11 protein-coding genes are annotated in these 13,509 nt (G+C 71.9%); 10 read left to right on the forward strand and 1 reads right to left on the reverse strand.

What is annotated here, in order from left to right; all coding sequences use genetic code 11:
* Positions 1 to 42 precede the first annotated feature (42 nt).
* The 5 genes from ACTFAP_RS19010 to ACTFAP_RS19030 all read left to right on the forward strand — a co-directional run bounded on the left by ACTFAP_RS19010 (position 43) and on the right by ACTFAP_RS19030 (position 5,672).
* Complete coding sequence (locus ACTFAP_RS19010; RefSeq protein ID WP_500466944.1) at positions 43 to 1,485, forward strand: catalase; 1,443 nt, start codon at positions 43 to 45, stop codon at positions 1,483 to 1,485.
* Positions 1,486 to 1,592: 107 nt separating this feature from the next.
* Positions 1,593 to 2,117 (forward strand): PadR family transcriptional regulator, encoded by a 525-nt coding sequence (locus tag ACTFAP_RS19015; protein WP_030728281.1) that lies wholly within the window; start codon positions 1,593 to 1,595, stop codon positions 2,115 to 2,117.
* On the forward strand, positions 2,114 to 2,791 hold the full coding sequence (locus ACTFAP_RS19020; protein ID WP_436979113.1) for an ABC transporter ATP-binding protein: 678 nt from the start codon (positions 2,114 to 2,116) through the stop codon (positions 2,789 to 2,791). The genes ACTFAP_RS19015 and ACTFAP_RS19020 overlap by 4 nt, the downstream gene beginning before the upstream one ends.
* On the forward strand, positions 2,788 to 5,172 hold the full coding sequence (locus tag ACTFAP_RS19025) for an FtsX-like permease family protein (RefSeq protein ID WP_500466945.1): 2,385 nt from the start codon (positions 2,788 to 2,790) through the stop codon (positions 5,170 to 5,172). Before ACTFAP_RS19020 ends, ACTFAP_RS19025 begins: the two co-directional genes overlap by 4 nt.
* A 95-nt stretch (positions 5,173 to 5,267) precedes the next feature.
* Positions 5,268 to 5,672 (forward strand): cytidine deaminase family protein, encoded by a 405-nt coding sequence (locus ACTFAP_RS19030; protein WP_500466946.1) that lies wholly within the window; start codon positions 5,268 to 5,270, stop codon positions 5,670 to 5,672.
* A gap of 33 nt (positions 5,673 to 5,705) precedes the next feature.
* Here the strand turns inward: ACTFAP_RS19030 and ACTFAP_RS19035 are convergent, their stop codons facing one another.
* The gene (locus ACTFAP_RS19035; protein ID WP_500466947.1) at positions 5,706 to 7,505 is read right to left on the reverse strand and encodes a hypothetical protein; all 1,800 of its coding nucleotides are present in this window, start codon (positions 7,503 to 7,505) and stop codon (positions 5,706 to 5,708) included.
* Positions 7,506 to 7,587: 82 nt separating this feature from the next.
* Here ACTFAP_RS19035 and ACTFAP_RS19040 point away from each other — a divergent pair, with 82 nt between their 5' ends.
* The 5 genes from ACTFAP_RS19040 to fomD are packed head-to-tail and all read left to right on the forward strand — an operon-like array spanning position 7,588 to position 13,459.
* On the forward strand, positions 7,588 to 8,976 hold the full coding sequence (locus tag ACTFAP_RS19040) for a serine/threonine-protein kinase (RefSeq protein ID WP_500466948.1): 1,389 nt from the start codon (positions 7,588 to 7,590) through the stop codon (positions 8,974 to 8,976).
* Positions 8,977 to 9,026: 50 nt separating this feature from the next.
* Positions 9,027 to 10,706: a fumarate hydratase gene (locus tag ACTFAP_RS19045; RefSeq protein WP_500466949.1), complete on the forward strand. Its 1,680-nt coding sequence runs from the start codon at positions 9,027 to 9,029 to the stop codon at positions 10,704 to 10,706.
* Positions 10,707 to 10,765: 59 nt separating this feature from the next.
* Positions 10,766 to 11,299 (forward strand): DinB family protein, encoded by a 534-nt coding sequence (locus tag ACTFAP_RS19050; protein WP_500466950.1) that lies wholly within the window; start codon positions 10,766 to 10,768, stop codon positions 11,297 to 11,299.
* Positions 11,300 to 11,318: 19 nt separating this feature from the next.
* Positions 11,319 to 12,716 (forward strand): class II fumarate hydratase, encoded by a 1,398-nt coding sequence (locus ACTFAP_RS19055; RefSeq protein WP_376045474.1) that lies wholly within the window; start codon positions 11,319 to 11,321, stop codon positions 12,714 to 12,716.
* Between the two features lie 41 nt (positions 12,717 to 12,757).
* Positions 12,758 to 13,459, forward strand: coding sequence for a cytidylyl-2-hydroxypropylphosphonate hydrolase (fomD, locus tag ACTFAP_RS19060; protein WP_390117464.1), 702 nt, complete (start codon positions 12,758 to 12,760; stop codon positions 13,457 to 13,459).
* The last annotated feature ends 50 nt before the right edge of the window (positions 13,460 to 13,509 follow it).

Raw genomic sequence — 13,509 nt, forward strand, 5'->3', positions numbered from 1 at the left:
CGATTCGCTGGTGGGGACCCGCAGCCGGGAGGAGGCTTCGCCATGGACCACACCACCAACAACGCCGGCGTACCGGTGGAGAGCGACGAGCACTCGCTGACGGTTTCGCCGGACGGTCCCGTCCTGCTCCAGGATCACTATCTGATCGAGAAGATGGCGCAGTTCAACCGGGAGCGGGTGCCGGAGCGGGTGGTGCACGCCAAGGGCGGCGGGGCGTACGGCACCTTCACGGTGACCGGGGACGTGAGCGAGCTGACCCGGGCCGACCTGTTCCAGCCGGGCCGGCGCACCCGGATGCTGGCGCGGTTCTCGACGGTGGCGGGGGAGCAGGGCAGCCCGGACAGCTGGCGGGACCCGCGCGGCTTCGCGCTGAAGTTCTACACCCAGGAGGGGAACTACGACCTGGTCGGCAACAACACCCCGGTGTTCTTCGTCCGCGACCCGCAGAAGTTCCAGGACTTCATCCGCTCGCAGAAGCGTCACCCGGGCAGTGGATTGCGCGACCACGACATGCAGTGGGACTTCTGGACGCTGTCGCCGGAGTCGGCGCACATGGTCACCTGGCTGATGGGCGACCGGGGCATCCCGCGCACCTGGCGGCACATGAACGGGTACAGCTCCCACACCTATCTGTGGGTGAACGCGGCCGGCGAGCGGCACTGGGTGAAGTACCACCTGAAGACGGACCAGGGCATCGACTTCCTCACCCAGACGGAGGCGGACGAGCTGGCCGGCCAGGACGCGGACGCGCACCGCCGCGATCTGTACACGGCGATCGACCGCGGTGAGGCGCCGACCTGGACGATGTACGTGCAGGCGATGCCGTTCGAGGACGCGCCCGACTACCGCTTCAACCCCTTCGACCTCACCAAGGTATGGCCGCACGGCGACTACCCGCTGATCGAGGTGGGCCGGATGCGGCTGGAGGAGAACCCGGAGGACTACTTCATCCACATCGAGCAGGCCGCCTTCGAGCCGTCCTCGCTCGTGCCGGGGATCGGGCCCTCGCCGGACAAGATGCTGCTGGGCCGGCTGTTCTCCTACCCGGACACCCACCGCTACCGGATCGGCCCCAACTACGCCCAGCTGCCGCCGAACCGACCGGTCGTCCCGGTGCGTTCGTACGCCAAGGACGGCCCGATGCGCTACGAGCCGGCCAGGACGGCGGCACCGTACGCGCCGAACTCCTACGGTGGCCCGGCCGCCGACACCGCCCGGTACGGGGAGCCGGCCGGCTGGCGGACGGCGGGCGAGATGGTGCGGGCCGCGTACACCCTGCACTCCGAGGACGACGACTTCGGGCAGGCCGGGACGATGGTGCGCACCGTGCTGGACGACGCGGCCAGGACGCGTCTGGTGAGCAATGTGGCCGGCCATCTGAAGGTGGACGTGAGCCCGCCGGTGCTGCGCCGCGCGCTGGACTACTGGCGCAGTGTCGACGCGGCCCTCGGGGACCGCATCGCGAAGGAAGTCAACAGCGCTTAGTCCGAATGGGGTTGGCGTCGCGCGGGGCCCTTGATCATTTATGCAGGTCAAGGGCTATGCAGTCCGGGTATACACACGGTTTATACGTGGTGTGTATAGTGACGGCCATGTCCATCGGTCACACCCTGCTCGCGCTCCTGGAAGCCGGTCCCCGACACGGCTACGACCTCAAGCGCACCTTCGACGATCACTTCGGCCAGGACCGCCCGCTGCACTACGGGCAGGTCTACTCCACGATGTCCCGGCTGCTGAAGAACGGCCTGGTCGAGGTCGACGGCATCGAGGCGGGCGGCGGACCCGAGCGCAAGCGCTACGCCATCACCGACGCCGGCATCACCGACGTCGACGCCTGGCTGGGCACCCCCGAGAAGCCCGAGCCGTACCTCCAGTCCACGCTCTACACCAAGGTCGTCCTCGCCCTGCTCACCCGGCGCGACGCCAACCGGATCCTGGACACCCAGCGTGCCGAACACCTGCGGCTGATGCGGCAGCTCACCCGGCGCAAGAGCAGCGGCGACCTCGCCGACCAGCTCATCTGCGACCACGCCCTGTTCCACCTCGAAGCCGATCTGCGCTGGCTCGAAATGGCCGCCGCGCGCCTGGAACGGCTCGCCAAGGAGATCCACCCGTGACAGCCCTGCTCACCGCGCACGCCCTGCACAAGTCCTACGCCAGCACCCCCGCCCTCGACGGCGCCGACTTCTCCATCAACGCCGGTGAAGTCGTCGCCGTCATGGGCCCCTCCGGGTCCGGCAAGTCCACCCTGCTGCACTGCCTGGCCGGCCTGGTCCCGCCCGACCAGGGCACCGTTCGCTACCAGGGCCGCGACCTGGCCGCTCTCTCGGACGCCGAACGCAGCGCCCTGCGCCGCGCCGACTTCGGCTTCGTCTTCCAGTTCGGCCGGCTCGTCCCCGAACTGAGCTGCGTCGAGAACGTCGCCCTCCCGCTGCGCCTCACCGGCACCAAGCGCAAGGAGGCCGAGGCCCGCGCCACCGAATGGCTCGCCCGCCTGGAGGTGGACGACGTACGCCACCACCGCCCCGGGCAGGTCTCCGGCGGCCAGGGCCAGCGCGTCGCCGTCGCCCGCGCCCTCGTCAACAACCCGCGGGTCGTCTTCGCCGACGAACCCACCGGCGCCCTCGACTCCCTCAACGGCGAACGCGTCATGCAACTGCTCGTCGAGGCCGCCCAGGAGTCGGCCGCCGCCATCGTCCTGGTCACCCACGAATCACGGGTCGCCGCCTTCTCCGACCGCGAGGTCGTCGTCCGTGACGGCAAGGCGCGCGACATGGCGGGGGCGGTATGACAACGCCGGTCTCCGTGTGGACACGGGATCTGCTCATGGGCGTCCGGTTCGCCGTCGCCGGCGGCCGGCCCGGCTGGGCCCGCACCACCCTCACCGCCCTGGGCGTCGGCCTCGGCGTCGCCCTGCTGCTGTTCGCCGCCTCCGCGCCCAGCGTGTTCCAGAACGCGGACGACCGCGGCGACGCCCGCGTACCGATCTGGTACGAGGACCTGGCGCCCGGTCCCGACACCCTGCGCTACGAGAGCATCCCCACCGTCTACCACGGGGCACAGGTCACCGGCATGCTCCTGCAGCCCGACGCGGGCGAGGCCACCACGGCCACCCCGCCCCCGGGCGTCGACGCCTTCCCCGCCCCCGGCGAGATGCTGGTCTCCCCGGCCCTGAAACGGCTCCTGGACTCCTCCGACCACGAGGTCCTGCGGGAACGGCTCGCCGGGTACGAGATCACCGGCACCATCGGCGACGCCGGACTCCGGGGCCCCGCCGAACTCGCCTTCTACATGGGCACGGACACCCTCACCGACACCGCCGCCGACGGCACGCCGAACAACAACCGCACCGACACCTTCGGCGCCAGCTACCCGCCCACCACCCTGAGCCCCATGCTGATCCTGCTCATCCTGGTGATCTGCGTGGTGCTGCTCATGCCGGTGGCCGTCTTCATCGCCACCGCCGTACGGTTCGGCGGCGAACGCCGCGACCAGCGTCTGGCCGCCCTGCGCCTGGTCGGCGCCGACCGCTCCGGCACCCGCCGCATCGCCGCGGGGGAGGCGCTGGCCGGTGCTCTGCTCGGCCTCGCGGTCGGCGTGCTGTTCTTCCTGCTGCTGCGCCAGGCAGCCTCCCACATCACCCTCGCCGGGACGAGCGCCTTCCCCGCCGACTTCGTGCCCAGCGCGCCGCTGACCGTCCTCATCCTGGCCGCCGTGCCGCTGTCCGCCGTCCTGGTCACGCTGTTCGCCCTGCGCGGCGTCGCCATCGAACCCCTCGGCGTCGTCCGGGAGTCGGCCGACCGCCCCCGGCGGCTGTGGTGGCGGCTGGTGCCGGCCGCACTGGGCCTCATGCTGCTGCTCCCACTGGCCGGCGCCTACTCCGCCGGCAGCAGCGGGGCCCGCGAACTCCAGGCCGGCGCGGGCATCGTGCTGATCCTGGTCGGCGCCACCGCCTTCCTGCCCTGGCTCGTGGAACGCGGCGTCGCCGCCTTCCGGGGCGGCCCCGTCTCCTGGCAACTGGCCGTCCGCCGACTCCAGCTGGGCAGCGGCTCCGCCTCCCGCGCGGTCAGCGGCATCACCGTCGCCGTCGCCGGGGCCATCGCCCTGCAGATGCTGTTCGGCGGCGTGCAGGCCGAGGAGAGCAGCCCCACTGGCTACGACACCGACCAGGCTCAGATCCAGGTCGTCTCCTCCGGCATGACCGCCGGGAGCAGCACCCGGATGCTCGGCGAACTCTCCGGCGCCCAGGGCGTGCTGGACGTCTTCGGCAGCTACTCCGGCTACGCGGTGCGTCCCGAGGACCGCGAGCTGCCCGGCGACCTGGTGGCCGCCGGCGTGTACATCGCCGACTGCACCACCCTGCGGAAGATGGCCGAACTCCCCGACTGCTCCAACGGCGACGTCTTCCTCGCCTCCGACCCCGACGACTCGGGGGAGGGGACCTTCCCGCTGCCCGGCCCCGGCGACACCGTCGACGTGAGCGTCGACGTCGGCGGCGCGGCCTGGGACCCGGACCGCGCCGAGCCCGACCTGTGGACCGTCCCGGACGACGCCGTCCGTGTCGACTCCGTCGGCGACCCGCTGGGCCGCTGGGCCTACGGCATCCTGGCCACCCCCGGCGCGCTGGACGGCTCACGCTTCGGCGGCGGCTTCACCGAAGTACTGATCAACGTGGACCCGGAGGACCGGACCGACACCGTCGAGCGGCTGCGCACCGTCCTGTTCGGGATGCCCGAGCGCCCCGCGCTGTGGGAGATCCAGTCCGTCTGGACCTCCGACGAGTTCGCCTCCATCCAGCGCGGGCTGCTCATCGGCTCGATCGCCGTGCTCGCCCTGATCGGGGCCAGCATGATCGTCTCCCAGCTGGAACAACTGCGCGAGCGCAAGCGGCTGCTGGCCTCGCTGGTGGCCTTCGGCACCAAGCGCACCACGCTGAGCGCCTCCGTGCTGTGGCAGACCGCCGTCCCGGTGGCCCTGGGCCTGACCGTGGCCAGCGTCGCCGGTACGGGACTGGGCTTCGTCCTGATGCGGATGGTGGGCCTGCGGGTCACCGACTGGTTCGGCTTCCTGCCCATGGCGGCGGCCGGACTCGTGGTGATCGCCGTGGTCACCCTGGCCAGCATGCCGCTGCTGTGGCGGCTGATGCGGCCCGAGGGGCTCCGTACGGAATGACCGGCTGAACCCCGCGCCCGGGCCGGGCCGCCACGCGTGAAAGCACACCGAAAACGCGTGGTGGCCCGGCCCGTACCGCCGGTACGGTGCCGCCCATGCACCGCGAGCTGATCGACGAGGCCCTGGCCGCCCTGCGCCCGCACCGGGCGGGGGACCGGCTCTTCGGCAATGTGGCCAGCGTGCTGGTCACCGACACCGGGGCGCACCACCGGGGCGTGTGCATCGACACCCCGTGCGGCACCGGCTTCTGCGCCGAACACGCCGCCATCGCCGCCATGGTGACGGCCGGTGAGTACCGCATCGCCGACATCGTCGCCGTGTGGCGCGACGAGACCACCGGCCGCGCGCACGTGCTGCCGCCGTGCGGGCGCTGCCGCGAGTTCATCCGGCAGATCGACCCCGCCAACATCGACACCCGGGTCATCCTCGGCCCCGACCGCTCGGCCCCGCTGCGCGACCTGCTCCCCGCCCACGCGTGGCCCGAACCGCTGGCGGACTGACGCGCGAAGCCCGACGCCTGACGCCCGCGCCGCTCAGTGGGCCGTGGCGGCCTGGGACTCCATCTCCCGCCACAGCTCGACGGCCGCGTTCAGCCGTCGCGCCCGTTCCCGGATCGCCGCGACGTCGTCCCAGGTCACCGCGTCCGCGTGGGCTTGGAGCAGCCGTTCGTGATCGGCACGGATACGCTGCAGGACCCGCACCTGACGCGGTGAGGTACGGGGCATCGGCAGCCCGGCCAGCACCTCGTCCAGCCGCTCCAGATCGGCCCGCGCCGCGAGCGCGGGGATCTCCGCCCGCTCCCGCTCCCGCGCCAGTTGCTCCGGTGTCATCCGGGCGACCTTCCTGGCGCGCGCCGCAGCGGCGCGTATCCGGCGGCGGCGCGGGAACAGCACCCGCACCAGCAGGTTGGCCGTGGACAGCACACTCAGCGCGACGACGGCCAGCACCGCCCAGGTGGTCGGGCTCCAGCCGCCCCCCTCGGTGGTCTCCGCGGCCATCCCCTCATCCGCCTCGTCCCCGCCGGGCACGCCGGCCGCCGGAGCGTCCACCAGTTCCAGCAGCGCGTCCAGCGAGGCGGCCACGAATCCTTCCCCGGACTCCTGGGTTCCCCATGCCCGCTGGGCGAGGTCGTCGTCACCGGACACCGAAACGGCCGAGACGCGGCCACCGTTGTATGTGTCGACGCGGTACACCACCACCCGCTGGTCCGAGGTGTCCGCCCAGTCGATCTGCCCCGCCAGCGTCCCCGCCGGCTCGGCGTCGTCCCCCGACCACGGCGTGTCCTCGCCGAGTTGCAGTTCCAGAACGCTCTCCGGCAGGAAAGCCACCCGCACCGGGGTGCCCGCCCCGGACAGCGCCGCCGCGTACTCCGCCTCCGCGTCGAAGCCGGGGATCCCCGGGTGCACGTACAGCGCCTGCTCCCCGAGCATCCCGGCCGCCTCCGTCAGCAGGTCGGTGTCCGACAGCACGGAGGCCAGCAGCGCCAGCCGCCCCGGCATCTCCTCCACCGGGACCGAGGTGATGGCGCTCGATCCCACCACGCTCACCAGATCGCTGATCGTGTACGGCACGCCGGGCCCGGTGGCCATCACCGCCGAGAAGTCGTCGTCCTGCCACTGGAGCAGCAGCGCCGCCCCGTCGTCCGGCAGATCCTCGGCCAGGGCCGCCATGGTGTCCTCGGTCCGCCCGCTGACCCCCGACACCAGGGCCACCCGCAACTGCGGCACCCCGGCGAACACCGACTCCAGCATCGCCTCGTCCAGCGAGGGGAACGCCTCGGTCACCGCCGGGTCCGTGAAGAACCGCGTGTCGCCGTCCGCCAGTCCGTACACTCCGGCCGACACGTCGCCGTCCAGCGCGTCGGGCAGGCTCAGCAGCACATTCCCGTTGCCGATCCCGACCCGGGCCATCTCCTCGTCGAACAGGCCCCACTCGTCCAGGGAGATGCCCACCGTGGTGCGCTGCTCGCTGCGGTTGGGGCTGTCGCTGGTGGCGCTGCGCGTCTCGCTGTGCACCATGTACACGCCCGGCTCGCCGATCGCCGCCGCCAACTGCTGTGCCGCCGCCCCGTCCTCGCCGATCTCCTCGGTCACGAAGGCGATCCGGAACGTGGTGTCCGTCCGCTCGTAGCGGGCCCGCAGCAGCTCGACCAGCTGCGGATCGGCGCCCTGGTAGTCCTCGGCCACCCACACCGTCTCGCCGTCCGCGAGCGCCGCGATGGCCTCCTCCAGCTGTCCCGCGGCCCGGGCGGGCGGGGCGGTGAGCAACCCGAACAGCAGCAGCACGCCCAGCAGGCCCGCGAGCCGCGCTCTGCGCCCGTCGGTGATCCTCATCCCCGTCCCCCTGTCCGCGATGTCCTGTGGAATGCTATGCCCGCCAACTGACAGCAGGGCACGGACGGGGGACGGGAACCGTATGGCGGTCGGGGATCTTCTGGACGGCCGGTACCGGCTGGTGCGCAAGCTCGGCGAGGGCGGCATGGGCCAGGTGTGGCAGGCCCACGACGAGCGGCTGCGGCGCGACGTCGCCATCAAGACCGCCACCGACGGCGCGGACAGCGCGCTGGTGCGCCGCCTGGAGCGGGAGGCGATGGCCATCGCCCGGCTCGCCCACCCGCACATTGTCACCGTGCACGACATGCTCACCGGCGAGTTCGAGGGCGGCTCCGCCGTCATGCTGGTGATGGAACTGGTGCCGGGGGAGTCCCTGGACCGCACGCTGGCGGGTGGCCCGCTGCCGCTGGACCTGGCCCTGGAGTGGGGCGCGCAGATCGCCGACGCGCTCTCGGCGGCGCACGCCCCGGGCGTCGGCATCGTGCACCGCGACCTCAAGCCGGCCAACGTGATGATCACCCACCAGCGGGTCAAGCTGCTGGACTTCGGCATCGCCCACCTCGCCGAGGGCATCGACGAGGGCCGGCGCACCTCCCTCACCGCCACCGGCACCGCCATCGGCACCCCCGACTACATGGCCCCCGAACAGTGCACCGGCGCCGAGATCACCGCCGCCACCGACGTGTACGCGCTGGGCTGCGTGCTGTTCACCATGCTCACCGGGCGCACCGTCTTCCCGCCCGGCGGCACCGTGATGCAGGTGATGTACCGGCAGGTCAACGAGGTGCCCCCGCAGCGGCCCGGCGAGCTGCGCCCCGGGCTGCCGGCGGACGTCGACGCGCTGGTGCTCGCCCTGCTGGCCAAGGACCCGGCCGACCGTCCGGAGGGCGCCGCCGCCGTACGCGACCGGCTGCGCGAGCTGGCCCGCCCCCAGGGGACACCCGCGCCGAAGCCGGACCCGCGGGTGAGCAGCCCGCACACCGTCCGGCTCACCCCGCCCGTGCCGGGCCCCTCCGAGCCCACCGACCGGGTGCCCACCGGGTACGACCGGGACGCCTCCGCGACCCCGCCGCCCACCCCGCCCGCCCCCTCCGTCCAGGACACCCCCTCCGTCCAGGACGCCCCGCCCGCCCCCTCCCTGCGCAAGGACCCGCCGGAGCCGGAGCCGCAGCCGGAGGAGCCCCCCGCCCGTCCCGCCGACGAGCTGCGCGCCCGTACCCGCGAGGCCCAGGCCGCCCAGCAGAGCGGCAACTCGGCCGCCGCCGCCGAACTGTGGGCCGCCCTCATACCCCGCCTCGCCGAGTACTACGGCCCCGACGGCTGGCCCACCGAACGCGCCTGCGTCCAGCTCGGCCTCATCGGCCACCACACCACCACCGCCATCGCCCGGGACCTGGAGGGCCGCTACGGCTCCCGCCGCACCCGCCGGGCCCGCAAAGCCCTGGCAGGACGACCCATCCCCCTGGAGTGAGAACCGGGCCCCGTACCCTGGAAAGGCTGTACCGCCCCGGCCCTGTGGAGATGACGATGTCTGCCAGTCCCGCGTTCCAATACACCGACCTGCTCCCGGTCGGCGCGGACGACACCCCGTACCGTCTGGTCACCGCCGAGGGGGTCAGCACCTTCGAGGCCGGTGGGCGCACCTTCCTCCAGGTCGAGCCGGAGGCGCTGCGGCGGCTCGCCGCCGAGGCCATGCACGACATCTCGCACTACCTGCGCCCGGAGCACCTGGCCCAGCTGCGGAAGATCCTGGAGGACCCCGAGGCGTCGCCGAACGACCGCTTCGTGGCGCTGGACCTGCTGAAGAACGCCAACATCGCCGCCGCCGGCGTGCTCCCCATGTGCCAGGACACCGGCACCGCGATCGTCATGGGCAAGCGCGGCCAGCAGGTCCTCACCGAGGGCGAGGACGCCCGCGCGCTCTCCGAGGGCATCTTCGACGCCTACACCAAGCTGAACCTGCGCTACTCGCAGATGGCGCCGCTGACCATGTGGGACGAGAAGAACACCGGCTCCAACCTCCCCGCCCAGATCGAGCTGTACGCGGAGGACGGCGACGCGTACAAGTTCCTGTTCATGGCCAAGGGCGGCGGCTCGGCGAACAAGTCGTTCCTCTACCAGGAGACCAAGGCGGTGCTGAACGAGGCATCGATGATGAAGTTCCTGGAGGAGAAGATCCGCTCCCTGGGCACCGCCGCCTGCCCCCCGTACCACCTGGCCATCGTGGTCGGCGGCACCTCCGCCGAGTACGCGCTGAAGACCGCCAAGTACGCCTCCGCGCACTACCTGGACGAGCTGCCGGCCGAGGGTTCGCCCACCGGCCACGGCTTCCGCGACCGCGACCTGGAGGAGAAGGTCTTCGAGCTGACCCAGAAGATCGGCATCGGGGCGCAGTTCGGCGGCAAGTACTTCTGCCACGACGTGCGCGTGGTGCGGCTGCCCCGGCACGGCGCCTCCCTCCCGGTGGCCATCGCGGTCTCCTGCTCCGCCGACCGCCAGGCCAAGGCCAAGATCACCGCGCAGGGCGTCTTCCTGGAGCAGCTGGAGACCGACCCGGCGCGCTTCCTGCCGGAGACCACGGACGAGCACCTCACCGAGGACGAGGTGGTACGGATCGACCTCACCCGGCCGATGGACGAGATCCGCGCCGAACTCAGCAAGCACCCGGTGAAGACCCGCCTCTCGCTGACCGGGCCGCTGGTGGTGGCGCGGGACATCGCGCACGCCAAGATCAAGGAGCGGCTGGACGCGGGCGAGGAGATGCCGCAGTACCTGCGCGACCACGCCGTGTACTACGCGGGTCCGGCCAAGACCCCCGAGGGGTACGCCTCGGGCTCCTTCGGTCCGACCACGGCCGGCCGGATGGACTCCTACGTCGCGCAGTTCCAGGCGGCGGGCGGCAGCCACGTGATGCTGGCCAAGGGCAACCGCTCGGCCCAGGTGACGAAGGCGTGTGCCGCGCACGGCGGTTTCTACCTCGGCTCCATCGGCGGCCCGGCCGCCCGTCTGGCGCAGGACTGCATCAAGGCGGTGGAGGTCCTGGAGTACGCGGAGCTGGGCATGGAGGCGATCTGGAAGATCGAGGTGGAGGACTTCCCGGCGTTCATCGTGGTGGACGACAAGGGCAACGACTTCTTCACCGACCCGGCCCCGGACCAGCCGTTCATCACGAGCATCCCGGTGGGCGGCCCGCGCGGCTGACCCCGCCGGGCGGGAATTCCGGTGCGCGCCACGGGCGCGCACCGGTACCGTCCCCTCCCATGTCGACTTCCGGCGCCCCGCGCGTCCCCCGTACCCGTCCCGAGTTGCGCGCGGACGAGCGCACCCAGCTGACCGGCTGGCTGGAGATGCAGCGCGACATCATCCACTGGAAGTGCGAGGGGCTCTCCGAGGAGGAGGCCCACCGCCCGGTGCTGCCCGGCTCCCCGCTGATGACGATGGCGGGCCTGGTGTCGCACCTGCGGTGGGTGGAGCACTGCTGGTTCGAGGTCATGATGATGAACCGGCCCGCGGTCGGCCCGCAGTTCGACGAGGGGCTGCCCGAGGACGCCGACATGCGGGTCGAGGGGATCGCGCTGGAGCGGCTGCTGGACGACTACCGGCGGCAGTGCGCCGTTTCGGACGGCATCATCGCGGCCCATGGCCTGGACGACGCCGGCCGCAACACGGACTTCAGGAGCGGTGGCGCCAGTCTGCGCTGGATGCTGCTGCACATGATCGAGGAGACCGCGCGGCACGCCGGGCACGCCGACACGATCCGGGAGCTGCTCGACGGCACCAGGGGGTACTACTGAGCGCGTTAGCTTGGGGGGCATGAGCGACTTCAGTGGTGAGTTCCGGGTCGAGCACGACTCCATGGGGGAGGTGCGGGTCCCGGCCGGGGCGAAGTGGCGGGCCCAGACGCAGCGGGCGGTGGAGAACTTCCCGATCTCCGGGCACCGTCTGGAGCGGGGGCACATCGCGGCGCTGGCCCGGATCAAGGCGGCGGCCGCCACCGTGAACGTACGGCTCGGGGTGCTGGATCCGGACATCGGCGCGGCGATCTCCGCCGCCGCCGACGAGGTGACGGCCGGAGAGTGGGACGACCACTTTCCGGTGGATGTCTTCCAGACCGGCTCCGGCACCTCGTCGAACATGAACATGAACGAGGTGCTCGCCACGCTCGCCACCGAGCGGCTGGGCCGGCCCGTTCATCCCAATGACCATGTGAACGCCAGCCAGTCCTCCAACGATGTCTTCCCCTCCTCGATCCATGTCGCCGCCACGGCCGCCGTGCTGGAGGAGCTGATTCCGGCGCTCGGCGTGCTGGCCGCCGCGTTCGAGGACAAGGGCGCGGAATTCGCCGGGGTGGTGAAATCGGGGCGCACCCATCTGATGGACGCCACCCCGGTCACCCTGGGGCAGGAGTTCGGTGGATACGCGGCGCAGCTCCGGTACGGCCAGGAACGGTTGCGTTCCGCGCTGCCACGGCTGGCCGAACTGCCGCTGGGCGGTACGGCGGTGGGCACCGGGATCAACACCCCCGCCGGTTTCTCGGCCGCCGTCATCGAGGAGGTGGCCCGCACCACCGGGCTGCCGCTGACCGAGGCGCGGGACCATTTCGAGGCGCAGGGCGCCCGCGACGGCCTGGTGGAGACCTCGGGGCAGCTGCGTACCGTCGCCGTCTCGCTCACCAAGATCTGCAACGACCTGCGCTGGATGGGATCGGGCCCGCGCGCCGGGCTCGCCGAGATCAATCTGCCCGATCTGCAGCCGGGTTCCTCGATCATGCCGGGCAAGGTCAACCCGGTGATCCCGGAAGCCGTGCTGATGGTGTGCGCCCAGGTCACCGGCGCGGACGCCGCCGTCGCCGCGGCCGGCGCGGCGGGGAATTTCGAGCTGAACGTGATGCTGCCCGTGATGGCCAGGAATCTGCTGGAGTCCATCCGGCTGCTGGCCAACGCGTCCACCCTGCTCGCCGAACGCACCGTGGCCGGAATCACCGCCAACGCCGAACGCGCCCGCGAGTACGCCGAGTCCTCGCCGTCCGTCGTGACCCCGCTCAACCGCTACCTCGGGTACGAGGAGGCGGCCCGGATCGCCAAGCGGGCGCTCGCCGAACGCAAGACCATCCGCGAGGCGGTGCTGGACGGCGGCTACGTGGAGCGCGGTGAGCTGACCCTCGCGCAGCTCGACGAGGCGCTGGATGTACTGCGCATGACTCATCCTTGAGGGTGGCGCCTTGTCCCGGTCGCCCCGAATATCATGTGCCGATGACAGAACCAGTGCACGCTTGGCGACCAGGGGAACACATTCTGTGGCGTTACCGGGCGAACGCGGCGCCGGGTATTCATATCTGCCGCCCCGTCACCGTGGTGCGCGATGCGCCGGATCTGCTCGCCGTCTGGGTGGCGCCGGGTACCGAATGCGTGCGCCCGGCGCTCGCCGACGGCTCCCCGGTCCACCAGGAGCCGCTGGCGACCCGCTACACCAAGCCGCGCATCACGGTGCGCGACCGCTGGTCGGGCACCGGGGTGCTCAAGCTGGCCCGTCCCGGCGAGCCCTGGTCCGTGTGGCTTTTCTGGGATCGGGGGTGGCGCTTCAAGAACTGGTACGTCAATCTTGAAGAGCCCCTGCACCGCTGGTCGGGCGGGGTCGATTCGGAGGATCACTTTCTCGATATCGCGGTCTATCCCGACCGCAGCTGGGAGTGGCGGGACGAGGACGAATTCGCCCAGGCGCAGCTGGCAGGACTGCTGGACGCCGGTCAGGCGGAGCGGATCCGTGCGGCCGGCCAGGCGGCGACGCGGGTGATCGGGACCTGGGGGCGGCCGTTCAGTGAGAACTGGGAGTCCTGGCGCCCGGACCCGCGCTGGCGGAACCCCGCACTGCCCCACGACTGGGACCGGACCGCGGTGCTCCCCGCCCCGTTGCGGGGCGCGCACCCGGTGCCGCAGCAACCCAGAGCCTCTTGATGCACCCCCGGGCGTCAAACGTAGGATCGACCCCCACGACCGCTCCACCG

This window comes from Streptomyces sp. PH9007, assembly GCF_059813725.1.